This window comes from Enterococcus sp. DIV2402, from assembly GCF_017426705.2.
GTDB lineage: Bacteria > Bacillota > Bacilli > Lactobacillales > Enterococcaceae > Enterococcus_F > Enterococcus_F lowellii.
Window position 1 is genome coordinate 54,804 of record NZ_CP147251.1, and the last position, 26,598, is coordinate 81,401.

27 protein-coding genes, 1 riboswitch and 2 other annotated features are annotated in these 26,598 nt (G+C 35.7%); of the genes, 6 read left to right on the forward strand and 21 right to left on the reverse strand.

Features of this window, described 5'->3' with window-relative positions:
- Nucleotides 1-225: 225 nt before the first annotated feature.
- From DOK78_RS00280 to DOK78_RS00290, 3 genes are read right to left on the reverse strand one after another with little or no spacing between them, the layout of a single operon-like run.
- Complete coding sequence (locus tag DOK78_RS00280) at nucleotides 226-1,887, reverse strand: ABC transporter permease (protein ID WP_207871662.1); 1,662 nt, start codon at nucleotides 1,885-1,887, stop codon at nucleotides 226-228.
- Nucleotides 1,888-2,970 carry an ABC transporter ATP-binding protein gene (locus DOK78_RS00285; RefSeq protein ID WP_207871663.1) on the reverse strand — a complete coding sequence of 361 codons (1,083 nt, stop codon included), beginning with the start codon at nucleotides 2,968-2,970 and terminating at the stop codon, nucleotides 1,888-1,890.
- Nucleotides 2,971-2,983: 13 nt separating this feature from the next.
- Nucleotides 2,984-4,015, reverse strand: coding sequence for an ABC transporter substrate-binding protein (locus DOK78_RS00290; protein WP_207871664.1), 1,032 nt, complete (start codon nucleotides 4,013-4,015; stop codon nucleotides 2,984-2,986).
- Nucleotides 4,016-4,190: 175 nt separating this feature from the next.
- Between DOK78_RS00290 and DOK78_RS00295 the strand changes: the two genes are divergently transcribed.
- Nucleotides 4,191-5,840, forward strand: a complete 1,650-nt coding sequence (locus DOK78_RS00295) for a sensor histidine kinase (RefSeq protein ID WP_207871665.1) — start codon at nucleotides 4,191-4,193, stop codon at nucleotides 5,838-5,840.
- The gene (locus DOK78_RS00300; protein ID WP_207871666.1) at nucleotides 5,833-6,588 is read left to right on the forward strand and encodes a response regulator transcription factor; all 756 of its coding nucleotides are present in this window, start codon (nucleotides 5,833-5,835) and stop codon (nucleotides 6,586-6,588) included. The genes DOK78_RS00295 and DOK78_RS00300 overlap by 8 nt, the downstream gene beginning before the upstream one ends.
- A gap of 102 nt (nucleotides 6,589-6,690) precedes the next feature.
- On the opposite strand, the gene DOK78_RS00305 is transcribed toward DOK78_RS00300, so the two are convergent.
- From DOK78_RS00305 to DOK78_RS00375, 15 genes are all read right to left on the reverse strand, one after another.
- Nucleotides 6,691-7,350 (reverse strand): HAD family hydrolase, encoded by a 660-nt coding sequence (locus tag DOK78_RS00305; protein WP_207871667.1) that lies wholly within the window; start codon nucleotides 7,348-7,350, stop codon nucleotides 6,691-6,693.
- Nucleotides 7,347-8,027, reverse strand: a complete 681-nt coding sequence (locus DOK78_RS00310) for a fructose-6-phosphate aldolase (protein ID WP_207871668.1) — start codon at nucleotides 8,025-8,027, stop codon at nucleotides 7,347-7,349. The genes DOK78_RS00305 and DOK78_RS00310 overlap by 4 nt, the downstream gene beginning before the upstream one ends.
- Nucleotides 8,028-8,080: 53 nt before the next feature.
- Complete coding sequence (locus tag DOK78_RS00315) at nucleotides 8,081-8,437, reverse strand: PTS glucitol/sorbitol transporter subunit IIA (protein ID WP_207871669.1); 357 nt, start codon at nucleotides 8,435-8,437, stop codon at nucleotides 8,081-8,083.
- Between the two features lie 24 nt (nucleotides 8,438-8,461).
- Nucleotides 8,462-9,460, reverse strand: a complete 999-nt coding sequence (gene srlE / locus DOK78_RS00320) for a PTS glucitol/sorbitol transporter subunit IIB (protein WP_207871670.1) — start codon at nucleotides 9,458-9,460, stop codon at nucleotides 8,462-8,464.
- Between the two features lie 15 nt (nucleotides 9,461-9,475).
- Nucleotides 9,476-10,030, reverse strand: a complete 555-nt coding sequence (gene srlA, locus DOK78_RS00325) for a PTS glucitol/sorbitol transporter subunit IIC (RefSeq protein WP_207871671.1) — start codon at nucleotides 10,028-10,030, stop codon at nucleotides 9,476-9,478.
- Nucleotides 10,030-10,515 (reverse strand): transcriptional regulator GutM, encoded by a 486-nt coding sequence (locus DOK78_RS00330; RefSeq protein WP_207871672.1) that lies wholly within the window; start codon nucleotides 10,513-10,515, stop codon nucleotides 10,030-10,032. Before DOK78_RS00330 ends, srlA begins: the two co-directional genes overlap by 1 nt.
- A complete protein-coding gene (locus tag DOK78_RS00335; RefSeq protein WP_207871673.1) occupies nucleotides 10,512-12,374 on the reverse strand; it encodes a BglG family transcription antiterminator in 1,863 nt (620 codons plus the stop codon). The genes DOK78_RS00330 and DOK78_RS00335 overlap by 4 nt, the downstream gene beginning before the upstream one ends.
- Before the next feature lie 15 nt (nucleotides 12,375-12,389).
- The gene (locus DOK78_RS00340; protein ID WP_207871674.1) at nucleotides 12,390-13,190 is read right to left on the reverse strand and encodes an SDR family oxidoreductase; all 801 of its coding nucleotides are present in this window, start codon (nucleotides 13,188-13,190) and stop codon (nucleotides 12,390-12,392) included.
- 157 nt (nucleotides 13,191-13,347) lie between these two features.
- On the reverse strand, nucleotides 13,348-14,556 hold the full coding sequence (locus tag DOK78_RS00345) for a M20 family metallopeptidase (protein ID WP_207871675.1): 1,209 nt from the start codon (nucleotides 14,554-14,556) through the stop codon (nucleotides 13,348-13,350).
- Nucleotides 14,557-14,589: 33 nt separating this feature from the next.
- Entirely contained in the window at nucleotides 14,590-15,450 is an 861-nt protein-coding gene (locus tag DOK78_RS00350; RefSeq protein ID WP_207871676.1) for a MetQ/NlpA family ABC transporter substrate-binding protein, read from the reverse strand.
- A gap of 22 nt (nucleotides 15,451-15,472) precedes the next feature.
- Complete coding sequence (locus tag DOK78_RS00355) at nucleotides 15,473-16,153, reverse strand: methionine ABC transporter permease (RefSeq protein WP_207871677.1); 681 nt, start codon at nucleotides 16,151-16,153, stop codon at nucleotides 15,473-15,475.
- A gap of 1 nt (nucleotide 16,154) precedes the next feature.
- On the reverse strand, nucleotides 16,155-17,222 hold the full coding sequence (locus tag DOK78_RS00360; protein ID WP_207871678.1) for a methionine ABC transporter ATP-binding protein: 1,068 nt from the start codon (nucleotides 17,220-17,222) through the stop codon (nucleotides 16,155-16,157).
- 89 nt (nucleotides 17,223-17,311) lie between these two features.
- Nucleotides 17,312-17,557: a binding site (T-box leader), on the reverse strand.
- Nucleotides 17,558-17,591: 34 nt separating this feature from the next.
- Nucleotides 17,592-17,826: a binding site (T-box leader), on the reverse strand.
- A 71-nt stretch (nucleotides 17,827-17,897) separates the two neighbouring features.
- Nucleotides 17,898-18,410, reverse strand: coding sequence for a transcription repressor NadR (locus DOK78_RS00365; protein ID WP_207871679.1), 513 nt, complete (start codon nucleotides 18,408-18,410; stop codon nucleotides 17,898-17,900).
- Between the two features lie 2 nt (nucleotides 18,411-18,412).
- Nucleotides 18,413-19,255, reverse strand: a complete 843-nt coding sequence (locus tag DOK78_RS00370) for a chorismate mutase (protein ID WP_207871680.1) — start codon at nucleotides 19,253-19,255, stop codon at nucleotides 18,413-18,415.
- A 17-nt stretch (nucleotides 19,256-19,272) separates the two neighbouring features.
- Entirely contained in the window at nucleotides 19,273-19,974 is a 702-nt protein-coding gene (locus DOK78_RS00375; RefSeq protein ID WP_207871681.1) for an NAD-dependent protein deacylase, read from the reverse strand.
- Between the two features lie 232 nt (nucleotides 19,975-20,206).
- Between DOK78_RS00375 and DOK78_RS00380 the strand changes: the two genes are divergently transcribed.
- From DOK78_RS00380 to brnQ, 4 genes are all read left to right on the forward strand, one after another.
- Nucleotides 20,207-20,503, forward strand: a complete 297-nt coding sequence (locus tag DOK78_RS00380) for a hypothetical protein (RefSeq protein WP_207871682.1) — start codon at nucleotides 20,207-20,209, stop codon at nucleotides 20,501-20,503.
- Between the two features lie 71 nt (nucleotides 20,504-20,574).
- Nucleotides 20,575-20,745, forward strand: a riboswitch (Lysine riboswitch).
- 107 nt (nucleotides 20,746-20,852) lie between these two features.
- Nucleotides 20,853-22,430: an ABC transporter permease subunit gene (locus DOK78_RS00385; RefSeq protein WP_207871683.1), complete on the forward strand. Its 1,578-nt coding sequence runs from the start codon at nucleotides 20,853-20,855 to the stop codon at nucleotides 22,428-22,430.
- Nucleotides 22,431-22,442: 12 nt separating this feature from the next.
- The gene (locus tag DOK78_RS00390; protein ID WP_207871684.1) at nucleotides 22,443-23,180 is read left to right on the forward strand and encodes an amino acid ABC transporter ATP-binding protein; all 738 of its coding nucleotides are present in this window, start codon (nucleotides 22,443-22,445) and stop codon (nucleotides 23,178-23,180) included.
- A gap of 211 nt (nucleotides 23,181-23,391) precedes the next feature.
- A complete protein-coding gene (gene brnQ / locus DOK78_RS00395; RefSeq protein WP_207871685.1) occupies nucleotides 23,392-24,732 on the forward strand; it encodes a branched-chain amino acid transport system II carrier protein in 1,341 nt (446 codons plus the stop codon).
- Nucleotides 24,733-25,114: 382 nt separating this feature from the next.
- On the opposite strand, the gene DOK78_RS00400 is transcribed toward brnQ, so the two are convergent.
- From DOK78_RS00400 to DOK78_RS00410, 3 genes are all read right to left on the reverse strand, one after another.
- Entirely contained in the window at nucleotides 25,115-25,438 is a 324-nt protein-coding gene (locus DOK78_RS00400) for a methyl-accepting chemotaxis protein (RefSeq protein ID WP_339076305.1), read from the reverse strand.
- Between the two features lie 14 nt (nucleotides 25,439-25,452).
- Nucleotides 25,453-26,022 (reverse strand): PAS domain-containing protein, encoded by a 570-nt coding sequence (locus tag DOK78_RS00405; RefSeq protein ID WP_339076306.1) that lies wholly within the window; start codon nucleotides 26,020-26,022, stop codon nucleotides 25,453-25,455.
- A gap of 222 nt (nucleotides 26,023-26,244) precedes the next feature.
- A complete protein-coding gene (locus tag DOK78_RS00410; RefSeq protein ID WP_207871687.1) occupies nucleotides 26,245-26,502 on the reverse strand; it encodes an XRE family transcriptional regulator in 258 nt (85 codons plus the stop codon).
- Nucleotides 26,503-26,598 lie beyond the last annotated feature (96 nt).

Genomic DNA, 26,598 nt, shown 5'->3' on the forward strand with positions numbered 1-26,598 from the left:
GGTTTGCTAGATTTCATCCCATAAATTACAAATTTCTCCTGTGACAAATAACGAAATAGTTTATCGTTAAAAACACAACAAAGCAACGTAAAAGCGCTTGTCCTAACAGAAATATGCATACGATTGCTGTCATGGTATACGGTGAACGTTTCAAAAAATAATTGATAGTTTTTAAACATTAAAAAACTCTCTGAAATCCAGAGAGTCTCTACTATTGATACAAATTTACAATGTAATACTATCGCTTTTAGATATTTTCATAAATAAAAGTATGGAAGCAACTGTTAGTATCATTAAAATAGTAGATAATGCTGCTGCAATGCCATAGTTACCACGTAGTACTTCTGTATAAATTGCGACAGTCATCGTTTTTGTTCGGACGTTATACAATAAAATAGAAGTCGATAATTCAGAAATCATTGTAACCCAAGACAAAATCGCACCTGAGACAATTCCTGGCATCATCATTGGAACAGTAATCTTAAAAAAGGTATTTAGACGACTGCTTCCTAAACTTTCGGCTGCTTCTTCAATACTTGGAGAAACCTGACTCAAAGAAGCAATTGACGAACGAATGGTGTAAGGCAAACGGCGAATCGCTAATGATACAATCATAATAAAAGCTGTACCTGTAATAGAAAGGAAACCTGTGCCTCCAATACCTGTATTAAATGCTGTAATAAAAGCGATACCCATGACGGTTCCAGGAACAATATATGGAATCATACTCAATGTATCAATTACTGTGGTAAAAATATTTCGCTTACGAACTGCTAAATAAGAAATAAAGATAGCAAACAATACGACAACTACTAAAGCAAGCAAAGGAATACGAATGGTATTTAAAATTGATGACCCCATTCGATTGAATGCTTCACGATAGCTATTCAGTGAATACCCAGGTACGAAGACCATTCCTGAAGTTTTCAAGAAAGAGGTATATACAAGATACATTTGAGGTAACACTGCGATAAAAATAGACCCGTAGACAAACAGATAAATAAATATACGTTGAATCGTACCCACTTTCTTTGGCTCTATTGAATGTAAAGAATTCATACTGAAGCTGTGTTTATTTGCCACATAACGCTGGATTAAAAATATAGTCAAGGCTATCATGATGGCAATAATTGCTAAAGCAGATGCAAATGCTGCATCCCCACCAACTTCGCTAATAAACTCTGTATAGACTAATACTGGGAAAGTGCGATAGCCTTCTCCAATCAACATTGGTGTTCCAAAATCAGAAAATGCTCGCATAAATACTAGGAGCGCTGCTGCTAGTAATGTTGGTGTCAGCAAAGGCAAAATAACTTTAAAAATCCGATTCAATCCTCGCGAACCCATACTCTCTGCAGCTTCTAATACTGAATTATCAATACTCTTGAATGCACCCGCTACATATAAGAAAACTAACGGAAACAACTGTAAGGTAAATACTAGCACAATACCTGTAAATCCATAAATTTCAATTTGAGGAAATCCTAAAACATTCATTAAAAATTTTGTGATGACTCCGTTACGTCCTAGTAATAAAATCCAAGAATATGCGCCAACAAACGGTGCTGACATGGATGCAATAATAATCAAAATTTGCAAAAATTTCTTCCCTTTAAATTGATACATCGAGAAAAAATAAGCCAACGATGTGCCTAAAATGACTGAAAAAATCGTTCCCGTAATCGATACTTTAAAACTATTAAGAAGTGTATCTAAGAAATAGCTACGAGAAAAAAATGCGCTAAAATGTTCTAAAGAAAAAGAATTGTCTACAAATAAAGCTTGTCCTAAAATAGTAACAATCGGATACACTAAAAAAATCAAATAAGTAATAAAAATGATAAAGGAAGAACCTGTCCATATATTAATTTTTTTACGTTCATGCATTTAGCTCTCCTCCTCTAACAGATTTCGTGAGCCATCTTCATTGAAAACATTGATTTTTTTGATATTGATAGTCAATTTTACTTTGTCTCCTGTTCCCAAATCTTCCGTAAACGTTGATTCTTCACTTACTTGAATACGTGAAGCAAAAGGAATATCCATGTAATATTCTGTATTTAATCCTAGATAGATGCTGTCAATGATGGTCGCTTCAATTTCTCCATCTTCTGTACGAACAAACTCTTCTGGACGGATGCTCACTCTTACTTTTTGATTTTCTTTTTCATTTAGTGCAGGGAACATTAATTGATAGCCATTACTAAATTGTAGGAATGCTTGTCCTTCTTGATTAATCAATTCAGCTGGGATAATATTCGTACGTCCAATGAAAGTAGCTACAAATTCATTGTATGGTCGATGGTATAACTCTTTGGGTCTACCAATCTGCTGTATTTCTCCAGAATTCATTACAGCAATCTGATCAGAAATCGCCATCGCTTCTTCTTGATCATGGGTAACATATACAGTTGTAATTCCTACTTCATGTTGAATTTCACGAATAGCTTGACGCATATCGACACGCAGTTTTGCATCCAGATTACTCAATGGTTCATCCATCAATAATACATCTGGATTAACTGCTAACGCCCGTGCTAAAGCCACTCGCTGTTGTTGACCGCCACTTAGTTGTTCTGGTTTTCGGTCTTTAAATTGATCAATTTGCATCAGTTTTAAATACTTCTCTGTGTTTTTTTCTAACGTATTCGTATCGGCTTTTTTCTGTTTTAAACCGAAAGCTACATTATCTTTTACTGATAAATGTGGAAAAATTGCATAGTTTTGGAAAACCATTCCAATATTACGACGACTGGGCTCCATGTTATTAATTCTCTTGTCACCAAAATAAAAGTCGCCTCCTTCAATTGAATTAAAACCCGCAATCATCCTTAAAAGAGTGGTTTTTCCACATCCGGAAGGTCCTAATAGTGTAAATAATGACCCTTCTGGAATGTAAACATTTAAATTGTCAATCACTGTGATATCATTATATATTTTCTTCGCATGCTCGATTCTAATCTCACTCATTCATGTCACCCCGTTATCTTGATTGTGTCTTAATAAAAATGTCATTGTAACGTTTAACTATTTCATCTTTATGTTCCACTACATAGTCATAATCTTCTGTTAAACGTACAATATCATCAATTGGTTTCATATTGTCACTAGTTTGTGCATCTTGTCGTACTGGACGGTTAGTAGTTGTTGTTCCTAAAACATCTTGAATTTCTTGAGAAATCACGAAATCAACGAATTTTTTTGCATTGTCCATATTTTCAGCATTTTTGATGACTGCGACACTTGCTGGTAAGAAAACTGTTCCTTCTTTTGGATAAACAATCTCGACATTTGCCCCATCATTCAATAGTTTCACTGTTGGATCTTCATAAGATAAGCCTACTGCCATCTCGCCATCTGCGACTGATTTGTATACATTTGATGAACTAGACGTAATTTTCCCATCGATTAAAGTAAATAAATCTTCAACGTATTGCCAAGCTTGATCGTTATCATAACCACCTTGTGCAAGTAAGATGTTCGTTAATTGAGAAAATGCGCTAGAAGAATTCGCTGGATCTGCTGTAGCAATTTTCCCTTTCAATTCATCATTCAATAAATCACTATAGCCTTCAATTTTCATTCCTTCTGTTAAATTAGGATTGATGATTAAAACACTACCATCTAAGGTATAGGGTGTAGAATATCCGGTAGTATTACGATATTCTTCAATAGCATTCTCATCTTCTGGCGAAACATATTCTTCAAATAACTCGCCATGTTGGGCATATTGTGTATGCGAACCACCAAAAATAATATCTGCGACAGGAGCATTTTTCTCACTCTCTAATTTTTTGAACAATTCACCTGTACCGGCTTGAATCAATTCGACTTTCACACCATATTTCTCTTCAAATGCAGGAACCGTAGCATTAATCAATCCTTCTGAATTTGGAGAATAAATAACTAAGGTATCACTTTCTCCATTTGTCCCATTTTCTGAATTGCCCTTCCCACAAGCTGCTAAACTCAAAAGTACCATGCTACTTACAATCAATTTGTACCATTTTTTCATTTGATAATCCCCCTATTAATTAGCTTTTTCATATCATAACTTAAATAAAGCGGTTTCAAAACAGGTCTATTCTCTTTATAATGAAGAATATTCTACTCTTTTTGCAACCGCTTCCTAAATCGGCTATTTTAGGTTATACTATAACATTGAATTTAATTCTAAAAAGGAGAATTTTATGAAATCATCATTTAAAAAAGAGCTGCAACGTGATATTACTATCCGTTTTGGCATCTTATCTATTATCGTTTCCGGTATCTTAATGGTTTTATTTGCTTCTTTGATTTTTTTCGTACAAAATTATCAATTAACAACCGAAACCAATAGCATTTCTCAAAAATATAAAGAAATAGAACGTGAAAATTTTCAAGTATTGCAATCGCTAAACAAACAACTTATTCCTTCTTTTTTGCATGGAAATCGAACAGAGCGGGAACTATTTAGTGAATATTACAGCCAAATTGCTCAAAATGAACAACGAGGTGAGTTGCTGATTACCGATAATTTAGGAGAGGTGCAATTTACTACCAATGAAAGTTGGACCTCCTCCATGGTAGCTCAAAACTATCTAAAAACCGTGATCTATTCTAATCCTTCTTTAGATAAAATGACTCGCATCACGACAGATAGTAATAAAAATCATTATCTCATCTTATTTCAAAAAATAGAGCATGAAAATCAGGTCGAAGGTTACAGTATTCTTTTTCTAAATGGCAATGATTTTATGCAACAAAATATATCAAACGGGACACAATATGTGATTGCCGATCAATACAACAATGTCTTTTCGCGTAGTTCCAATCAGTTTATCCAAAGTTCATTAGAGAAAATTGACACCCAAGCTTTGACCGCAGCAAATATTCTATTATTAGATAAACAAATTTTCTTAACTAACCAAACAGTCTTAACAGAAACGATTACCTTGTATACGTATATTCCTTTTGTCCCAATTCAACTCTTACTTATGTTGATGTTGCTATCCACTTTTATTTTAACAACAGTATTATTTAGCCAATCTTTCCGTTTAGCCAAAAAAATCGCTGAACGTAATTCTACGTCTATCGATCAATTAGTACGAGAGACCAACTTAATCACCCATGGATATAAAACGCAGATTTCTGTTAAAACAGATGACGAATTTGGTTATTTAGCCAACCAAATCAATCATATGCTGAACGAGTTGAATCACTTATATGAAAAAATGTTAACTTTAGAAAAACAATCGGTACAATTTGAACGCAAAATGTTAGAAGCCCAATTTAATCCACACTTTTTATATAACACATTAGAAACTATTCGCATAACAATCCCTATGATGCCCAAAACATCTATTCAATTAATTCATGCGTTAAATCGGGTCCTAAAGTATAGTATTAGCGAAATCAATCAAGAAACCACATTGAAACAAGATTTGTCTATTTTAGAAGATTTTCTAGAAGTAAATAGTATCCGTTTTGAAAAACTAACTTACCAAATCACGTGTGACCCCACTCTTGATTCATTAAAAATACCACGTCTTTGTTTATTACCCTTAATTGAAAATTCACTCAAGTACGGAATGAAAGTACGAAATGATTTGTTCATTCACGTGAATTGTTATCAAATAAGCGGTAAACAAATTTTTGAAATTACAGATAACGGTGTGGGATTTGAACAAGAAGCATTGAAAAACATTCAAAAACAAATTCAAAAAAAACATACGCATCATGGTTTAATCAACAGTTATCGTCGATTAGAAATGTTTTTTCATACAGTAAAACTAGATATTACACGGAAAAATGAGCAAACTATTATTCAATTCATTATTGAGGAGGACCGCAATGTATAAAGTATTAATTGTCGAAGATGAACATTTAATTCGTAAATGGTTAACGTATACTGTCGATTATCAAAGTTTAGGTTTGGTTATTATAGGTGAAGCTGAAAATGGAAAAATTGGCGAAGAAATGATTCGCCAACTAAAACCAGATATTGTACTGACTGATATCAATATGCCTGTATATGATGCCTTTACCATGTTTGAAAATACCAAAGATATCTCTTATCAAAAAATTATTCTATCTGGATACAATGACTTCCTTAATGCAAAAAAAGCCTTGCAATATGGGGTTCGTAATTTTATTACCAAACCAATTGTAGAAGAAGAACTTTATGACACATTGGTCACGCTTATTTCTGAAATGGAAGAATCCTCAAATGACGATTCTTTCTATGATGATCGTCAACTTTTACCTAAAGTTATTACCAAAAATAGTGTAGAACAAGAAATCGTGCAATGGATTCATCAACACTACGCTGAACGTTTTACCATTGCTGAATTAGCTTATGATTTAGGCTATAGTGAGAGCTATATTTATAAATGTATGAAAGAACATTTAGGAATCACCATTAATGACTACCTTAGTCGCTATCGTATTAAAATAGCCATCTATCTGATTCAAAAAGAGCACTCCATTAGAGTTTATGAACTCGCCGAAAAAGTTGGCTTCTCTGATTACAATTACTTTAACAAGGTGTTCAAAAAATATATGGGCATGACGATCACTGAATTTAAAGATACACGACTGAATCCATAGTCAAATACTTGCATTTTCCAAATCAAAAAAGTGATAGAATCCTGTCGTTTCAAGGATTCTATCACTTTTTTTGATTACTATCGGCTCAGATATATTCAAATCTTAGAAATGTTCACGTTTATTTCTTAGATCAGCGATGTTTATTTCGCGAAAATCTTGAATAATTTCATCGGCTACTAAATCTTGGACAGGGTATTCAGGATTTGCAAAGCCAATACAATACATCCCTGCAGCTTTAGCAGCTTTGCTACCATTGCGTGTGTCTTCAAAAACCAAACAGTTTTCAGGGGCAGCTCCTAATAATTCTGCGGTTCTTAAAAAGACATCTGGTGCTGGTTTAGAATGGACTACTTCTTCACTACTAACGAGTTGTGAAAAATACGATTTCAATCCAAGTTCTGTTAAATTATGTTCGATTTCTGATTTGCGAGATGACGAAGCTACGCCCAATTCAAAGCCAGCTGCAGCCAATTTTTTGACAAATTCTTGGACATGAGCAATCGCTCGAACACCATCTTGTTGCATCATTTCTTCACGACGATGATTCATTTCTTCAATATACTCATCGACAGAGCGTGGCAATTGTAATTCTTCTTTCATGGTTTGCCACATAAAATCCGCAGTTGTTCCCATAAACTGATATTGATAGGATTCTTCCTTCAAATGACCTTCCGCATGCAACATTTCTGTTTTTGAGCGCAAAAAAGTATATTCTGAATCAACTAGCACACCATCCATATCAAAAATAATAGTCGTAATCATTTAGATAGCTCCTTAATCGTTTCAACGGTAAAGTTTTCACGCCAATCATTATGGAAATCCGTTACAGCTTGTTGAATTGCAGGCATTTTAAATGCTTGAGCAAAAATATCCGGACCTGCAGTTATAGCCTGTGCCCCTCGACGACAAGCTTGGTTAACTTGAGCAATATTTTTGAAGCTAGCTGCTAAAACCTTACTTGTTGCTTTTGTTCGTGCAATTTCTTCAACTAATGCGCCAATCAAATCTGCTGCATCAATATTCAAATTTTCCATGCGATTATAATACGGCGCTAAATAATCAGCACCAGCCGCAATTGCTAAATAACCTTGAAATTCAGTATAAATCGCTGTTGCAGTAATTCGCATTCCTTGTTGTTTTAATTGCTTTATCGCTGTTAAACCCGCTTCATTTACTGGGATTTTAATATAAACTTCTTTCCCCAAATGTTCGATAATTTCATTAGCGTCACTGATAATTTCTTCCGCCGATTCACCTACTACTTGCACGTGTAAACTAGCTGAACCAATGATATCTTGAATCTCTTTTAAGTGTGCGTAAAAATCAATTTTACCTGCTTGTTTAAGAATTGTAGGATTAGAGGTTACTCCTGCTAACGGTAGAATAGCTTGATAATAACGAATTTGTTCTAAATCTACAGTGTCTAACATAAATTCCATTTTTCGTCTCCTCCATTCGAAAGTCTGGATAGAGTTCTACCCAGACTAATTTTTTATTGAATACGAATTGTACTGCTAATGCTAATTTCTGGCATTGGTTTATCTTCAACATACAATGTTCCTGGTAATTCTGGGGTTGTGGAGCCATCAAATTTAATGGTAATGTGTCCTAAACTTTCTAAATTTGATAAAACAACATCGCCCACCGAAGTAATTTGATAGTGTTGCTGATCAATCACCAATTCTTGTGTAGTAGTAATAGCACCCTCGACTGGATTAACCTCAATATTATAGCAATAATCGGCTAATGTCTCTGGGGCATCTTTACCAAATAAAATCACCATTTTCTCTTCTTTAAATAATTCTGCTTCTGGTCCAATGGAAAGAACCGTGGTAGTAAATACTGACATTACTTCTCCTCCTAAAAAACGAAATTAACTGTACAAACCAAAACTTGCTAACCATGCAACGACAACACGTGGTACTCCGTTTAAGAAACGAGAGTATAAAACAGCTGGCACACCAACTTCAACTGTTTCTGCTTCAGCTTCTTCTAATCCCAAACCAACAGGGATAAAGTCACAAGCATTTTGAGTATTAATCGCAAACAATGCAGGTAAAGCTAGCTGTGGTGGAATATTGCCTTTACCGATTTCCACACCAATTAAGGTTCCGATAACTTGGCTGATAACTGCTCCAGGGCCTAATAAAGGGGATAAAAATGGCAAGGAACACACAAAACCAATAATAATCAATCCAAGCACATTGCCAGCTAATGGTGCCATAATATTAGCAAAGAAGTTCCCAATTCCTGAGCCTTGAATTACTCCAATCAATAGTGATACAAAGGCCATAAATGGAATAACCGTGTGAATCATGGTCTGAACACCTTCGCGGGCTGATTGATTAAAGGTTGCAACAACTTTCCCTGCACCCATCCCTATTTTAGCAATGAAGTTTTGTTGTTCAGCTTTTTGTTCAGTAATTTTTTTACTTGTATCATATTTAAATTCACGTTTTGGCTCTGTTTCAGTCGCTGATACAGTCTGTGTTTGTTCTTCTGTTGCTAATGAAATTTGCGCATTACTAACCGCTGATACATAAATATCTTCATTGATATATTGTGCTAAAGGACCACTCTTTCCAGTTGGCACAATATTAATCGTTGGAATTCCTTTTTTAGGATAAATCCCACAACGTAATGTACCTCCACAATCAATAATGGCTAAAGCGATTTCATCATCAGGAATAGAAGTTTTGAATCCATTAACAGCTTCCATTCCAGTTAATTCAACAATTTTATCCACAATAGCTGGTTTTTCACCACCACCAGTGATATAAATAAATTTATGTTTTGCTTCTGTCGGTGTAATTACCAAAGGACCACCGTATCCTCCATTACCTTTTACTACTCGAATACTATTATAAGCCATTTTCCTTACCCCTTTCTAGTCTAATGTCGCTTTTACTGTTTTGCTAAGCGTAATTCCTTGCTGTTTGCATACATAAGCTGTGGTAAAGTCAGTTACCCAACCACCGATAAAGTTCATTACAATCCCAACAAACATATAACGGATTGCTAATTCCATCGAATTTAAGCCTAAGGTCGTAATACCTTGTGCAATCCCTAACCAAACAAATAATTCTCCAGGATTGATATGCGGGAAAACACCATTACTCGTATGACAGAATTGAGCTTGTGCGGCATAATAACTTGGTTTATAGTACTCTGGTAAAAAGCGTGCCATCGTAAATGACATCGGATTTCCTAACATAAATGCAGATAAAAATGGTAAAACAAGATAACGCGTGAATGGATTTTTGGCTGAAAGTTTGGCAACCTTTGTCACACGTTCTTCTCCTAAAAAGGCAATTAAGGTGTTCATTGCTACCATTAACATTAAAACAACAGGTACAATGCCTGTCATCCATGAAATAAATGTCTCCGCCCCTGTTTGAAACAGACTCATAAACCCTTCCGCAAATTTAGTAATATACTCCATTACTCAACACTCCTTTTCATTTTTGATTGAATTTGATTTTTCCATAATTGTAACTGGATTTTTGTTCCAGCTAATGGTGATAACGGTTGTTCCTCTTGATAATTCCCCATTTCAACTCGTAAATAAATTTCACGGGCATTCTCCATCGCTTGCTGAATAAGTTTATTTTCTTGACGAACCAGAGGATGGTATTTATCCATATAATGAATGTCTTCACCGATATATGCAGATAACTCATGAAATTTTGCTAATACAGTCACCCCTTGCATTTTACGCGCATCTAAAATTTCACCCTTTTTATTGACTGCAAAAAGGACAATTGTTCCTGCCTTAACTTTGCCAGCTCGTCGACCAATCGCAACTTTTCCTTTTCGTCGTAACTCTTGATACGTTTGATTAAAATGTTTGATTTGTTTCATGCCTAGCACTACTTGTAATAAATACGCACCGATTACGAATGTACCAAATATATAGATAAAACTCATGCAATAATCCCCTTTCTTCTCATCCAATTTTGCAAGGATGGTAAATCTCTTTGTTGGCAAAGCTCCTGACGCAACGTGGCATCGCCCGCCACAGCAAACAATTGATCATATAATTGCAATAATTCTCTTTCTTTACTCATCGTTAATTGCTCTGGAATCCCCAGTAACAAAACGATATCAACATTTCCTGAGGTCGTTTCGAATGTCTCAGGAAAGACGCCCACTGATAAAATAATTTGTGAAGACGCTTGGTTTATCGTGTGTGGAAACGCAATGCCTGACTCAAATACCGTTGAATGCTGCGCTTCTCGTTCAAAAATCCGCTGTGAAAATGCTTCATCCACCAATTCATCCTTTTTCAGTGGATCAATCATTTTTGATAAATTCGTTTCATAGGAATGATTCATCGATAATAATTGAAACCGCAGATGGAGTTGTTGGATGCTTGCTGCGCGAACTTTTTCTGCCCGCTGCCATTCTTTTCGTAACCAGGTATCATTGAATAAGTTCGTTAATTGGATAACTGGTGTATGGACATCCACATTTTTTAATGGAATGGTTGTAAAGATTGCAAAATATTGGTTCAAATCACTTTTCTCATACATTTCTTCTGAAAAATGGGTAATACGCACTTCTGGACCTAAAACGCGCTCTAATTGACGACGGATAATTAAAGCCGTTCCTTTGCCGCTACTGCAAACAACGGCAATTTCTTTTTTATTTTTATCGTTAGGTTGTCGACGTAATGCTAGTTCAAAATAAAAAGTTAAATAACTACACTCCACAGCTGGTACTTCTCGATGCAAGGATTCGCCTAATGCTTGTAATCCGACTTTCGCTAACTCATAAGCAAACGGATACTGTTTCTCAATTTCCCCATAAAACAAATCTTGTAATTCCACCCGAAAGACTAAACGATTAATCATATACATCAGATGTTCTTTCATTTCATAAAAAAGTCGATCTTCTTCAATATCCACTACTAATACCTGATGAATTTTTTGAAGCATGAGGCAAAAATAATTTTTTAATTGCTCCTCATTGGCTACGTTTTTTTCTCGCAAATCAGTGGCACTCATATTAAACGGAAAGGCAATAAAAGCTTGCTCTAATTGACTTAGCGTGACGTTATATGTTACTTCTAAATGATAGATTAGCTGCTCAATCCGTTCATGATGTTGGACATCATTAGTGTACGATTCAGGTAAAGTGGCTAGTAAGTTGCCACTCAACACACGTTGTAAAACAATCGAAACGACTTTTTGCAATAACTGACCATGACTCTTAATCATTCCTGAAGTTTGGGTCATTTCTTGAAGTAACTTTTTGGTTTCTTCTGTTAAGAACGTTTCTGCAAAATATTCTTGAACATAATAGATATGCAACAACCGTAATTCGAATTCGTCACCGACAATTTGCATGCCTCGATTGGGTGTCCCGTTGACTGTCACTGCAAAGGATTCAATACGACGTTTCATACTACGAATGTCTTTCACAACTGTTCCTCGACTCACACCAAGTTCTTCTGATAAATCATCCATCAAAACAAAATCATCGGCTTCAATTAAACGTTGAATAATAAAAGCCACACGCTTACTGGATGAATTAAAATCGCTTTGCTTTTTCAAACTGCCCGCCATGATAACGTCAAATTGGTCATAGTGTTGAATTTCAATATGAAATTCATTATTTTTTTGTACAATCATCGCAATATCTAATAATTCTTCGTTCAGCGTTTCAATACTTTTTCGTACTGTTTGTGGACTCATTGCCAGCTGTTTCTGTAATTCTGTTAGACTCATTTCTTTGTGGGTTACTAGCAATTGTAAAATTTGATACCATCGATTTACTAGTGTCATTGGTCCCCCCCACTTCTATCCTCTAGTTTTACCTCCAGCTACATTGGTAGTGACACCTGTAATATAGCTTGCTCGGTCGGATAAATAATAACATACTAGATCAGCAACCTCATGTAATTTACCGCTACGTCCCAATGGAATCGTACTTGTTTTAGCATATCCTGCACGTAACTCGTCTACCGTAATTCCGCGAGTGTAGGCTAATGCCTCTTCATACGCCAATGTTCGTAAACCGGTCTCTTCCATGATTCCAGGCGCAATTCCTACGACACGTACGTTTGATTTGCCTAATTCTTTTGCCCAGGAACGAGTATAACTATTAACCGCCGCTTTTGTAGCAGCATACGCGCTTTGTCCCTCAGAACCTTCTAAACCAGATTCAGAAGACATGTTTATAATAACACCTGCTTGTTTTTCTACTAAGACACGACCGACTGCTTGACTCATCAAATATAATCCTTTTTGATTAATCGCAATAATTTTATCAAACACAGCGTCTGATAATTCATATTGTCCATGCGCTACTTTTTTATCTACTAACAAACGAGGAATATTAATCCCCGCATTGTTGACCAAGCCATCAATCGTGCCAAAACGTTCCAATACTTTTGCAACACCTGCTTCAACTGCTTCACGAGAAGTCACATCAACTTTCACAAATAATAGTTGCTCATTGTTTAAATCCGAATCTGCAATGTCAAAGTTTGCAACATTGACATTTTGTGCCAATAAGCTTTCAACAATGCTTTTCCCAATACCTGAAGATCCTCCTGTTACAATGACTGTTTTTCCGCTAATGTTTAACCAATCTGTCATGTGTTTCACTCCTATCTGTTGTTTACGCTTTCAGTATAGTAGGATTTGTGAAAAAATTAAGACAGACTTTTTTTAGGTGTTGAAAAAAAATCTGTACTAATTCAATAACAAAAAAAATAAGAGTCTTCCAAATGGAAGACTCTTAAGAGAAATTTCATTAGTTTCCTTTAGCTAAACTTGCTTGATGATCGACTTTGATTTTTTCTAACAATTCAGGTTCTTCAATCAAATCTAATGCTGTTTTGGCTAATAATTCTGCTGCGATTGCAATTGAATTCAAGCCTTTTTCACTACGAGACGCTGCTTTAAATTCAATTGAATGACCAGCAATGTAGTCGTCAGAAATTGAAACAGTTGGTTGAATGGTAGGAATGACTTGACTCACATTCCCAACATCTGATGAACCAAAACTTGCACGGACAGCGTCATCAATTTCATCTGCCGGGACACCCGCTACTTGTGCATGACTAAAGAAAATATCATCAAATGATGGTGTAATGACAATATCATCTACCGAATTTTGGAATAAACCAAATTCATAGGTAGCTCCTGTTGATAAAGCCGCTGCTTTTACGATATTTTCGACTTTTGCATACACATCATTTAATGTGGCACGATTGGCAGCACGTAAATAAAAACGTCCAGCTGCATATTCTGGAATAACGTTAGCAGCCACGCCACCATCCGTAATAATTCCATGAATATTCACATCTTTTGGCAAGTACAAACGCAAGCCGTTAATGCCATTGAAGACTTGTAACAATGCCTCTAACGCACTAATTCCTTTTTCAGGTGCGCCAGCAGCATGTGAGGCTACACCGTAGAATTTAATGTCTACTGGATCGTTTGCTAAACCATGAGTTGTTTTTGAATAGCGATGCGCAGGATGCACACATAATGCTGCATCCACATCTTCAAAGAAACCTTCACGAACAAAACTGCCTTTCGCCGAACCATTTTCGCCGCCTTCTTCACCAGGTGTTCCATAGACACGAATTTCGCCACCAACTTCATCTACAACTTGTTTTAATGCACTTGCAGCTAATACCGAATACGTACCAAATAAGTTGTGGCCACACGCATGACCAATACCTGGTAGTGCATCATATTCTGCGAGAAATGCCAATGTTGGCCCAGCTTTTTCTGCTTTATAACGGGCATCAAAACCAGTGTGATGTCCAGCAACATCTTTTTTAACCTCAAAACCTTCTTTTTTCAATTGAGCAATCAATGCATCGGATGAATAAACTTCATAGTTACTTACTTCTGGATGTTCATGAATATCCACCGCTACATCTTTATATTCAGGCAAACGTTCTTGAATAAACGCTTTGATTGTCGCATATTTTTCTTCTCTTGCTGTCATATAGTAATCCTCCTAAGTAGACTAGTTCCTTTTTTATTTTGTACCAAATGTTTCCCAAGCTGGAATGCTTGAACCTTTTGATGTTTCTTCAATAACTTTGGCTGTTTCTTCGGTTTGATAAGCTGCAACCACTTTTTTGTACACGTCATTGTCAGCATCTTCTTCACGTGTCGCAATGATATTTACGTATGGACGTGACGTGTCATCTACTGGCTCTAAGTAGATCGCATCTTCGGATGGAATGAAACCAGCGTCTACGGCCATTCCGCTATTGATTACTGAAATATCAACATCTTGTAATGCTCGTGCTGTTTGTGACGCTTCTAATTCAGTAATATCTAAGTTTTTCGAATTTTCAGTAATGTCGGAAACTGTTGGAGCTTGTTTGGCTGCTTCATCCACTTTGATTAAACCTGCTGTTTGTAGTAATAACAATGCACGTCCACCATTCGTTACATCATTTGGAATCGCAACTTTCGCACCATCTTTTAATTCAGTAATATCTTCAATTTTTTCAGAGTAAATACCCAATGGTGCATTCACTGTATTTCCAATTGAAACTAAGTTTGTTCCATGTTCTGCATTGAAATTATCTAAGAAATATTGATGTTGGAAAGAGTTCAAATCAATATCACCATTGGCTAATGCCGTATTTGGTTGACTATATTCCGTAAATTGAACATACTCTAAATTAATTCCTTCATCTTTCAAACGATCTTTCACGCTATCCCAAACATCAGTATCCGCGCCGATTAAACCTAATTTAACTGTCACTTCTTCTTGTTTAGTACTTTCACTGCTCGCACTTTCTTCGGTACTTGCTGGACTACTACATCCTGCTGCAAATGCTAATACTGCTAAAGCTGCTGTTGTTAATTTCAACCATTTCTTCATTTGAATTCCCCCATTTTATCAATTAATGACTAATTTTTTTAATAATCCAATTACTTACTGCTTGGCTGATGAACACTAGAATTAAGATGATAATCATCGCAACCCAGGTAACATCTGTTTGAAAACGATTGTATCCACGCGTAACGGCTAAGCTTCCTAGACCACCAGCTCCAACCGCTCCGGCCATCGCTGTTAAACCAATTACGTTGATAATTGTTAATGCTGATACACGAATAATTCCTGGTAGACCTTCCAATAAATAAACTCGGAAGATAATACCTATTGGACTCGTCCCCATCGCTTCTGCTGCCTCAATGACCCCAGGATCAACTTCTAATAAAGCAATCTCCACTTGACGAGCAAAAAATGGTACGACTCCGACAATCAATGGTACTAATGCGGCAGTTGCGCCAATGGATGTTCCCACAATCAAGCGAGTTACTCCTACTAATAAAGAGAGCAAAATGATAAATGGAATTGAACGAACAATATTGACAATTTTATCTAAAACATTAAAGATAAATAGATTTTCTAAAATTCCCCCTTGACGCGTCACCACTAAAATAACCCCAAAGAAAATACCTAGTACACCTGAAACGATTGAAGTAAAAAATGACATGTATAACGTATCAATTGTTGCTTGGACAAATTCATTAGGAATTTGAATCACATTTGGTAAATATTTTTCTAATAAAGCTTGCATCCTAGATACCTCCCCTTACAGTTGCTGTATGTTCTTCTGCTTTTTTCAAAATATTAACTGTTACGCCCTCTGAAATTAAGAAATCAAACGCTTTGTATCGTTGTTCTAAATCACCAGCTAACGTGACAACTAAGCTTCCAAGTGGCACATCTTGAATAATTTCAACATTTCCATATAGAATATTTGTAGTCAATTGATAATCACGGAATAATTTCGCAATTAATGGTTCACTAGTTGAGTCTCCTACATAAGATAGTTCAACTAACCATTCATTTTCTTCTAAGTGAGAGAAACTTTCACTACTTAAAATGGTTTCTAACGCTTGATCGATATGTGTTGCTGTACGAATAAAGTCCTTCGTCAGTGGTTTTTGTGGACTGCTGAAAATTTGAACACTATCGCCTTGCTCAATTACTTCACCGTCTTCCATGACAGCAACTTTATTACAAATTTCTTTTACCACTTGCATTTCATGGGTAATTAAGACAATAGTTAACCCTAATTTTTTATTTAATTCTCGTAACAAAGCTAAAATTTGTAAGGTTGTTTTTGGATCCAAAGCACTAGTTGCTTCATCACAAAGTAAAATTTCTGGATCATTGGCTAACGCTCTGGCAATCGCCACCCGTTGTTTTTGTCCCCCAGATAATTGACTTGGGTAAGCATCCACTTTATCTGACAAGCCGACTAATTCAAGTAGTTCCGTTACTTTTTGACGACGTTCCTGTTTCGTTTTTCCTGAATACTTCAAAGAGAAATCAACGTTGTCAAAAATGGAGCGGCTTTTCATTAGGTTAAAGTGCTGGAAAATCATACCAATTGATTTTCTTTTTGCACGCAATTCTTTGGCTGTTAATTTAGTAAATTCCGTCCCATTAATTTCCACTAGTCCACTTGTTGGACGTTGCAGTAAATTAATAACACGTACTAATGTACTTTTGCCGGCACCAGAATAACCAACTATGCCGTAAACATCCCCTTTATCTACATGTAAATTAACATTTTTAACTGCATGAATTTCACGATTTCCTTGCGTAAAGGTTACAGAAATATCTTTTAAATCAATCATTATTTTTCCTCCTATTTTCCTCGATTTCTTGATGGTCGCCTCTGATATAAAAAAAGCATCCTCAAGAAAATAACGCTATTGTTTATTTTCTTGAGGACGCTTTTTTGCGTGGTACCACCTCAGTTTTAGCTGAATACTCAGCTTCTCTGTAAGTATAGCATGACTATACTCGTGCAATGTAACGGTTGCTCCGTCAATTCCTTACAAACGGTTATTTGCTCGACATTGAATACTCGATGGCCATTTTCAAAAATGATCTCTTTGCTTCTTTTCAGCTACCGAAGCTCTCTGATTAAAGTTATCTGCTTTTTTACTTACCATGTCTTTGTATAAAGTGTATAAAAAAAGTCCTTTTACTAGTTAAACTAGCAAAAGGACGAATAAATCGTGTTACCACCTTTGTTCGGAAGTTGCCTTCCCTCAATCCAACATTTCTATTTAGAAAAATTGGTGTTCCTTTTAACGGTAGAACGCTCCGAGAATACCTACCTATCGATATTCTTTCCTCCAAGGCCATTTTCAACTCTTCTGAACTTGACTCTTTTCACCAACCAGAGTCTCTCTACAAAGCATCCAAGTTTACTTTCCTTCTCATAAGAAATGTTTATATTTATTACTTGATGTGATTAATTTACAGTATCCAAAAGCAAATGTCAACAGCCGTGATTCATTTTTTTACTGTTGATACAAGATTCCTTTTTCAGCAAGTGCCTTTTTGATATCTTCGAACATTTCTTCATTTTTATAACGAATTGTATGCAAATGAATCCCACTCGTTAATTTTGAAAGCAAACTAGCATTTGTTTTTTTATAATTTTTCATGAATATTTCGACATCTTGTTGGCTGCTAATTTGTAACTGTCCGACTAGTTCTCCATATAATTCATGTTCGACAATCACATCTAGAACTTCGCCACCAAGCGCCACAATCGTTTCTAGCTCTTCTTGTGTCTGTTCTTCATTATGCTGTACCGCAATCTTGCTTTCTTTCGCGTGATTTATTTTCTCTCTTTTATATCCACGAGCAGTAGCAATAATTTCTTCACCCGCTGCGCGTAATAACGCAATATCTCCTACGATAATTTGACGACTCACACCGAATTCTTTAGCGAAACGACTCGCACTGATTGGTTGGGTGCTTTGCGCCAATTGTTCTAGAATAAGCTGACGGCGTTTCGTTCCTTCCATCTCTATTCCTCCAATTGACGATTTTGATATGTTCGCGAATGTTTCATGACATCTTTAAACGTCTCAACAATCGTATCTGCGTAATCTTGATTCTCTACATACTCGCGCACTTGTTCTAACACCCGTTCTTCACGTGAATTGTCCAATACAGATGTTTTTGTTTCTTTTTTAATATGGGCAATTTCTGCGACAACATTCATGCGCTCTTCTAATAATTGCGCGATTTGTTTATCAATGCGATCAATTTTTTGACGTTCTTTTGCTAAAGGTGTCAGCGTGTTTGGTTCTAATTCAATTTCTTTAATCACACGTGCTGGATTTCCTGCAATGACGACATTATCTGGAAATGATTTGGTCACAACACTCCCCGCACCAACCACGACATTATCACCTAATGTTACTCCTGGAATAATAACCGAACTTCCACCAATCCAAACATTGTCACCAATCGTAATCGGTGAACCATCTTCTAATCCACTGTTGCGCTTCACAGGATGTAAGGGATGTGAAGCTGTATATAATTGTACATTTGGTGCAAACATACAGTTATCACCAATTCGAATCGGACAAATATCTAACATCACACAATCATAATTGGCATAGAAGTTTTTCCCAACAAAAATATTATATCCATAATCAAAACGTAAATTGGGTTCTACGTATGCACGATTAGCGACGTGACCAAATGTTTCTTTTAACAATTGTCCGCGAATTTCTGAATCCACTTCTTGATTAATCAAGCGCATTTGTTCTCTTGCAAATTTGCGATCAGCTGCTAATTCTGGATCACCTGAAAAATACAATTCTCCGGCAATCATTTTTTCTTTTTCACTACGAAACGTCATTCTAGTTCCTCCTATAATTAAAGTTCAGCAAAAACGTGACTCGCATCTTCTTGTAATAAATGATGCGAAATCGGTAAATAAATCTCCGTTTGATTAATGACTAAACAATCAGCCGAAGCTTTTTTATAATGAATCAAATCGCAAAATGGGTGCACCTGAAAAGACGTCCCTACAATCACCAATAAATCTGCTTGAGCGACAGCTTGCATCGCCTTTTGCACTATCGTTTCTTGAAACCCCTCACCGTACAATACAACATTTGGACGAATTTGACCGCCACACACTGCATGACAATCTGATTGAATATACGACTGCCAAGCCACTGCTTCTCCACATTTATGACAAGTACAAGCATATAACGTGCCATGAAAATTCGTACAGTGTGGCGTCCCCGCCTTTTCGTGAAGACCGTCGATATTTTGCGTTACCACATGTACGTCTTTTTCGTTAGATAGCATCGCAATCTTCTGGTGAATGATATTCGGTTTAGCAGTCGGATGATACAACTGCATAACAAAATCGTAAAATTTTTGTGGTTCATTTTCCAGACATTCACGACTTAGTAAATACTCTGGTGCGTCCATTCCTTGATAAACACCTTTCAACGAACGATAGTCAGGAATACCTGAGGGTGTTGAAATACCCGCACCTGTTAAAAAAGTCAGTGAGCGAGCATCTAGAATTTGTTTTTTTGCTTCTTGACGGCTGCAATAATTCACGTTTATCACCTCGTAACATATTATACGTGTATTATGCGTATAAAAAAACTTTTTCAGTTAATTCTAGTGCTTTTTTTCGAAAAAGTATCCTGCTACTGAATTTTTAGTTAGGATTTATTTTTCACATTTTTTCACAAATTCCACAATTATTTGCGATTTTTTCATGACACTCTTGTAAAAACGTGCTAAAATAAAACGTGATTGTATAAAGAAAAAGTGAGGTGAAAATGACATGTTAGCATCTATTATTTATTGGGCGATTATTTTTGTTTGTATTGCTTGGGCTATTTTAAGTGTATGGTTTTCAATTTTTTACCTATCTCGCAAAGAAAATGGAAACCTATGGGCGTTTGCATTCTTTAATGTAGTTGTGGCGATTATTCAAGCAGTTTCATTAGTGATTTATCGTACATGGGGCTTTGGCGTGACTCAATACTCAAGTTTAATTTATTTAGTTTTAGCTGTTTTGCTTGGCTTAACTGTAATTCAAGCAGTTCTTGGACGGGAACCAAAACTAAAAGCGGCTTAAGCTTTTAGTTGACAAATCGTGTGATTTCTTCTAGAATTTTCCAAGAATCAAAATTGAATACGAGATACCTTCAACGAGGTAGAGGTCGCGAGGTTCATTAACTCTGTGGAGTGAAGCAACACATAGAAACAGAACTAGGGAACATCGCCGAAACAGTCTTTTTTTGCTTAAAAGAACTGTTGGGTCGCAAGTGAATAATTTGCGAACTGTCTTAGCAACAGCTAAGATGCGCTATGTTTTTGTGAGAAGTTTGTTGACAAAATAGTCCAACAGCCGTTTTCCAATAATGGAGTGCGGCTGTTTTTTATTTTTCGTTGGCGTGCTCGTAAAAAAGAAAAGAGGATTTATTATGAAAAAGAAAGCAACCTTACTTGTCTTATTTTCATTTATAGCAACGTTATTTTTGGGAATAACACCAACAAGTTTTGCCGATGACGAAGATACTTTCCGTGTTGGAATGGAAGCAGCGTATGCGCCATTTAACTGGACGCAAACAACAGATGCACACGGTGCTGTACCTAAAAGTGGCGAAAAAAATACATACGTCGGTGGGTACGACGTTGAAATTGCCAAACGAATTGCTGACGGATTAGGAAAAAAATTAGAAGTTGTGGCTATTCAATGGGATGGTCTCGTACCTGCATTAAACTCCAATAAAATTGATGCCATCGTGGCAGGGATGTCACCTACCGAGGAACGTCGTAAAGAAATTTCTTTTACCGATCCCTATTATGAATCACATTTAGTTGTGGTGGTTCAAAAAGATGGCAAATATGCCGATGCGCAAAGTTTAACTGATTTAGAAGGCGCCAAAGTAACTGCACAATTAAATACTTTTCATTATAGTGTAATTGACCAAATTCCTGGCGTTGAAAAACAACAAGCCCAACAAAACTTTTCAGCTATGCGTGTGGCGTTGTCTTCCGGAGTCATTGATGGTTATGTCAGTGAACGTCCAGAAGGTGTCACTGCAGCTAACGTAAATAAAAACTTTAAAATGCTTGAGTTTTCTGAAGAGCAAGGATTCCAAACAAATCCAGAAGATGTTCAAGTAGCGGTGGGGATGCGCAAAAATGATGAAATGATTGCTAAAGTCAATGAAGTCTTAGCAACGATTTCTCAAGACGAGCGCAATAAAATCATGGATGATGCGGTAGCAAATCAACCTTCCGCCTCAGATGAAGAAGAGTTAGGTCTTGTTCAAGTTTTTAAAAATATTATTACGCAATATGGTGGATTATTCTTGCGTGGTGCAGGAGTCACCGTCTTTATTGCGATTTTCTCAACCATTGCCGGTACTTTAATTGGTTTATTAGTCGGTGTTTTCCGTACGTTACCTGAATCAGATAATCCTGTTGCACGTTTCTGCCAAAAAATTATCAACTGGATTTTAACAATCTATATTGAAGTTTTCCGTGGCACACCAATGATGGTGCAAGCAATGGTTATCTTCTATGGTTTAGCACTGGCTTTTCAAATTGACTTAAATCGTACGATTGCTGCCTTACTAATTGTTTCTATTAATACAGGAGCATACATGTCTGAAATCGTGCGTGGCGGAATTTTCGCTGTTGATAAAGGACAATTCGAAGCTGCACAAGCAATTGGGATGACACATCGTCAAACCATGACCAAAGTTGTATTGCCACAAGTTATCCGTAACATTTTACCTGCTATCGGAAATGAAACAGTCATTAACATTAAAGATACCGCTGTTTTAAGTGTTATCAGTGTAGGGGATTTGTTCTATCAAGGATCTGCTGCTGCCGGAACTAATTTATTGTTCTTCCAAACATTTACCATTATCGGTGCCATTTACCTTGTCTTAACCATTACTGCCACTCGTCTACTGCGCTTAATGGAGAAGAGAATGGACGGTCCTTCTGCGTATGTTCGTTTAGAAGAAACTGAAGAAAGCAAACAATAAGGAGGAACCAATATGTCAGCAATTATCGAAATTAATCATTTAAAGAAAAGCTTTGGCTCAAATGAAGTATTAAAAGATATTAATGCAACTGTCAATAAAGGCGAAGTGTTAACCATCATTGGTTCTTCTGGATCAGGAAAATCAACATTATTGCGTTGCATCAACTTATTAGAAAAACCAACAAGTGGTGAAATTTTATATAAAGGTGAAAATGTCTTAGCAAAAGGCTACAGTTTATCAAAATACCGAACACATTTAGGGATGGTTTTCCAGTCATTCAATTTATTTAATAATATGGATGTTTTAGAAAATTGTGTAACAGGACAAGTAACTGTCTTAAAACGTAATCGTGAAGAAGCAAAACAAATTGCTTTAGAAAACTTAAAAAAAGTCGGCATGGACCGTTTTGTTTCAGCTAAACCTGCCCAACTATCTGGTGGACAAAAACAACGCGTTGCCATCGCTCGTGCCTTATCAATGAACCCCGATGTCATGCTTTTTGATGAACCAACGTCTGCACTTGACCCAGAAATGGTCGGTGAAGTATTAAAAACCATGAAAGATTTAGCAGAAACTGGGTTAACAATGGTTATCGTTACCCACGAAATGGGCTTTGCCAAAGAAGTTTCTGACCGTGTTATTTTCATGGACAAAGGAGTGATTGCCGAAGAAGGTACTCCTGAAGATATTTTTGTTCATCCAAAAGAAGTACGTACCAAGGAGTTTTTACATCGTGTATTAAACGATTAACCCCGTCTATTGTAAAGCATTATAGAAAAATTCAAGCTATTACAGATTCTCTACTGATAGCTTGAATTTTTTGTCTTGTTTTTATGTAGAAGATACTTTCTTCTTTTCATGAGTATTTACTGAAAAAATAATAATATGAATTGCTATTTCGGATATAGTTTGTTACTTTGAGGACAGCAATTTTTTAGTATTTTTAGAAAGTGAGTTTGTTATGGAAAAAAAATTAATATTCAAAGATTATCTTTATATTGGTTCCATGTTATTTGGATTATTTTTTGGAGCAGGTAACTTAATTTTTCCTGTTCATATGGGACAAGAAGCAGGGGCAAATGTTTTTGCTGCAAATTTAGGATTTTTAGTAACAGGAATTGGCTTACCTTTTTTAGGTGTGATTGCTATTGGGAGTTCCCAAAGCAATGGATTATTTGATTTAGCATCAAAAATTAATAAGAAATATGCCTTTATTTTTACCATTTTACTTTATTTAGTTATCGGTCCCTTTTTCGCGCTTCCTCGTTTAGCCACCACTTCTTTTGAAATCGGGCTAGCTCCTTTTATACCTGAAAAGCAAATAACAATGGTGTTAGCTTTATTCAGTCTATTGTTTTTCTTTACTGCGTGGTGGTTTGCGCGTAAACCGTCAAAATTATTGGACTATATTGGAAAATTTTTAAATCCATTGTTCTTACTTTTATTAGGAATTTTATTATTGATGGCCTTTATTAAGCCAATGGGGGCGATTAATAGTGCACCAGTTCAAGTAGCTTATGAATCAAACGCATTCTTTAAAGGCTTTGTGGAAGGTTACAATACGCTTGACGCCTTAGCCTCTTTAGCATTTGGAATTATTATTGTCACTACCATTCGTCATCGTGGAATCACTCGACCTGCAACCATTGCAATTGATACGATTAAATCGGGTGCTATCAGCATTGTATTAATGGGTGTTATTTATAGTCTTTTGTCTTATATGGGAACAATGAGTTTAGGGACCTTTGAACTAAGTCAAAATGGCGGTATTGCGCTCGCACAAATTGCTCAACATTATTTAGGAACGTTTGGTAGCATTGTATTAGCTTTAATTGTTATTATTGCTTGCTTAAAAACAGCGATTGGCCTCATCTCGGCCTTCTCAGAAACTTTTATTGAACTGTTTCCCAAACAAAACTATCTCTTTTTTGCTACTAGCGTCAGTTTAATGGCCTGTTTATTTGCAAATATTGGTTTAACAAAAATCATTGAATTTTCTACACCAGTCTTGATGTTTTTATATCCATTAGCGATGACGTTAATTTTATTAGCAATTATCGGCCCACTATTTAAGCATGATTCACGTGTCTATCAAATGACCACTTATTTTACGTTAATCGCTTCAATTATCGATGGCTTAAATGCTAGTCCAAAATTTTTAGCTAACACGAGTTTTGCCCAATGGATGATCCATTTAGGCGAAGAATATCTTCCTTTGTTCGCCATTGGCATGGGATGGGTCTTACCTGCTTTCATTGGTTTTGTCATTGGGATGATTTGGTACTTGGTTGGTCGAAAATAGTTATTTTCGCGGATTTTTAATAACTTTAAAACACTTTTATCACAAATAATTCACATTTATTATTTATAGTATATGTATACCAACAAACAACCCTAACTAACACTTTTTCATTTTTAACTCCTTGCCTGCCAGCTACCCACTGGCAGGCTCTTTTTTTTACTTTTTTTGTTGTTTTAGTAATTTAACTAAAACGAAATATTTTCATCACACTTTTTTCACATCTCTTCTTTATAGTATAAGCATACCAACAAACAACCCTAAAACACTTTTTCATTTTTACTCCTTGCCCGTCAGCCCCCACTGACGGGCACTTTTTTATTTTAAGCAAAAGAGCGTTCACTTTTAAAAATCAGTGAACGCTCTTTTTTTGTGGAATTAATCGCTAATTAACATCTTGTAAAGCGATGGCTTCATTATTTAGACTATTGGCTGTTTCAAGCAATTTTTTATATGATTCTAGAAGACTTTCTAAGTTCTCTTTAGAATCATTAATTTTATTATTGGTTGACGTAGAACTTTCCAAAACTTTACTGGATTGTTCATTAATTGATTCGATATTGTTGTGGATGTCTTGCGTAAGTTGCTTGGTTTGATTGGCTAACTTTTGCATCTCACTCGCTACAATACTAAAACCTGATGCTTTGCTGCCGACACGCGCTGCCTCTAAAGAAGCGTTGAATGACAGCAGTTTAGTTTGTTGCGCCACAGAATTAATCGCTGTTAAAATAGCGGATATTTTTTTATATCTTCTTCCAAAATCTTGGTAGCTAGTTGATTATTGGTTGATAAGGAATCCACCTCTTTTAAATTATCGGTTAAAATACTAATCTTTTCATTACCATCTATAGAAATTTCGGTTAATGCTTCTGAACTATCTTGCACTTTTTTGATGGTCGTTGTTAACAGACTTTCTCTTTTGGTAATATCAAAGGCAATTTTGATCACATTAATTACTTTTTTACGGTCATCCAATACTGGAAAATAAACACTTTCTAAAATAATTAACTCACCGTTTTTCTTTTTACGAAAAATCTTATCTTGAAAACTTTTTTTAGCTATTAATAATGAATTCCAAAAATTTTGGTAATCATTACTAGCAACATACTCATCAAAACAGAAATTTTGATGGCGAACATTGATTAATTCCTCTGGTGTATATCCTAGGGCACCTGCCATTTTTTCATTTGAAAAAACGACTTCTTTATCTATATTAAAAATGATAACTGCTAATTCTTTGAACATTGCATTAAAAAATAGCTCTTTTTGTTGGGAGTCTAAATTAAAATTCATCACAAACACGCCTCTCTTTATTAATTATTCTCTATCTTTATCGGTTATAACCTCATTTAATTTAACCGTATACACATCTAAAATTAATCATTTTCTAATAAACGTTCTATAAATAATTCTTCGCTTCATCTAATTTTTGCATACGAAAAGATAGTACATTAGATTTTATTTGTTAAATCTTGCGCACTATCCAAAATTTATTTTTAATATTTTTCTTATGAATTAATTTCTTAGCCTCGTGAACGTTTTTTTCTTTTTAGAAACTTTGACAAACATTTGCTCTAACGGTATTTCTAAAATACATGCAATCAACGGGATTTCTTCTGGCTTAAAGCTAACCAAGCCTTTTTCGCGCCGGTAGTATTTTGTTTTATCTAATATTTCGATTAAATTAACCATTTTTTGCAATGAATACCCTTTTTCAATGCGAGTTTTCCTAATTAACTCTAGATTAACAACATAACCCTTCTCATCCTCCATTTTTCTAACACCTCTCTTTTTTACTATATATTTCGCATTTAGAAACGTCAATAGAGTTAGTTTCTTTTTAATAAATATTCCGTAGCTTTTTTCGCA

Bases quoted from the DNA above. Each gene is read 5' to 3' on its own strand.
- DOK78_RS00380 (WP_207871682.1), top strand. From the start codon at position 20,207: ATGTTAGCATCTATTATTTATTGGGCGATTATTTTTGTTTGTATTGCT.
- DOK78_RS00335 (WP_207871673.1), bottom strand. From the start codon at position 12,374: ATGACACTAGTAAATCGATGGTATCAAATTTTACAATTGCTAGTAACC.
- DOK78_RS00330 (WP_207871672.1), bottom strand. From the start codon at position 10,515: ATGAGTTTTATCTATATATTTGGTACATTCGTAATCGGTGCGTATTTA.
- DOK78_RS00290 (WP_207871664.1), bottom strand. From the start codon at position 4,015: ATGAAAAAATGGTACAAATTGATTGTAAGTAGCATGGTACTTTTGAGT.
- DOK78_RS00310 (WP_207871668.1), bottom strand. From the start codon at position 8,027: ATGGAATTTATGTTAGACACTGTAGATTTAGAACAAATTCGTTATTAT.
- brnQ (WP_207871685.1), top strand. From the start codon at position 23,392: ATGGAAAAAAAATTAATATTCAAAGATTATCTTTATATTGGTTCCATG.
- DOK78_RS00370 (WP_207871680.1), bottom strand. From the start codon at position 19,255: ATGACGTTTCGTAGTGAAAAAGAAAAAATGATTGCCGGAGAATTGTAT.
- DOK78_RS00350 (WP_207871676.1), bottom strand. From the start codon at position 15,450: ATGAAGAAATGGTTGAAATTAACAACAGCAGCTTTAGCAGTATTAGCA.
- DOK78_RS00360 (WP_207871678.1), bottom strand. From the start codon at position 17,222: ATGATTGATTTAAAAGATATTTCTGTAACCTTTACGCAAGGAAATCGT.
- DOK78_RS00305 (WP_207871667.1), bottom strand. From the start codon at position 7,350: ATGATTACGACTATTATTTTTGATATGGATGGTGTGCTAGTTGATTCA.
- DOK78_RS00280 (WP_207871662.1), bottom strand. From the start codon at position 1,887: ATGCATGAACGTAAAAAAATTAATATATGGACAGGTTCTTCCTTTATC.
- DOK78_RS00295 (WP_207871665.1), top strand. From the start codon at position 4,191: ATGAAATCATCATTTAAAAAAGAGCTGCAACGTGATATTACTATCCGT.
- srlE (WP_207871670.1), bottom strand. From the start codon at position 9,460: ATGGCTTATAATAGTATTCGAGTAGTAAAAGGTAATGGAGGATACGGT.
- srlA (WP_207871671.1), bottom strand. From the start codon at position 10,030: ATGGAGTATATTACTAAATTTGCGGAAGGGTTTATGAGTCTGTTTCAA.
- DOK78_RS00340 (WP_207871674.1), bottom strand. From the start codon at position 13,190: ATGACAGATTGGTTAAACATTAGCGGAAAAACAGTCATTGTAACAGGA.
- DOK78_RS00385 (WP_207871683.1), top strand. From the start codon at position 20,853: ATGAAAAAGAAAGCAACCTTACTTGTCTTATTTTCATTTATAGCAACG.
- DOK78_RS00365 (WP_207871679.1), bottom strand. From the start codon at position 18,410: ATGGAAGGAACGAAACGCCGTCAGCTTATTCTAGAACAATTGGCGCAA.
- DOK78_RS00315 (WP_207871669.1), bottom strand. From the start codon at position 8,437: ATGTCAGTATTTACTACCACGGTTCTTTCCATTGGACCAGAAGCAGAA.
- DOK78_RS00405 (WP_339076306.1), bottom strand. From the start codon at position 26,022: ATGAATTTTAATTTAGACTCCCAACAAAAAGAGCTATTTTTTAATGCA.
- DOK78_RS00300 (WP_207871666.1), top strand. From the start codon at position 5,833: ATGTATAAAGTATTAATTGTCGAAGATGAACATTTAATTCGTAAATGG.
- DOK78_RS00345 (WP_207871675.1), bottom strand. From the start codon at position 14,556: ATGACAGCAAGAGAAGAAAAATATGCGACAATCAAAGCGTTTATTCAA.
- DOK78_RS00390 (WP_207871684.1), top strand. From the start codon at position 22,443: ATGTCAGCAATTATCGAAATTAATCATTTAAAGAAAAGCTTTGGCTCA.
- DOK78_RS00285 (WP_207871663.1), bottom strand. From the start codon at position 2,970: ATGAGTGAGATTAGAATCGAGCATGCGAAGAAAATATATAATGATATC.
- DOK78_RS00355 (WP_207871677.1), bottom strand. From the start codon at position 16,153: ATGCAAGCTTTATTAGAAAAATATTTACCAAATGTGATTCAAATTCCT.
- DOK78_RS00410 (WP_207871687.1), bottom strand. From the start codon at position 26,502: ATGGAGGATGAGAAGGGTTATGTTGTTAATCTAGAGTTAATTAGGAAA.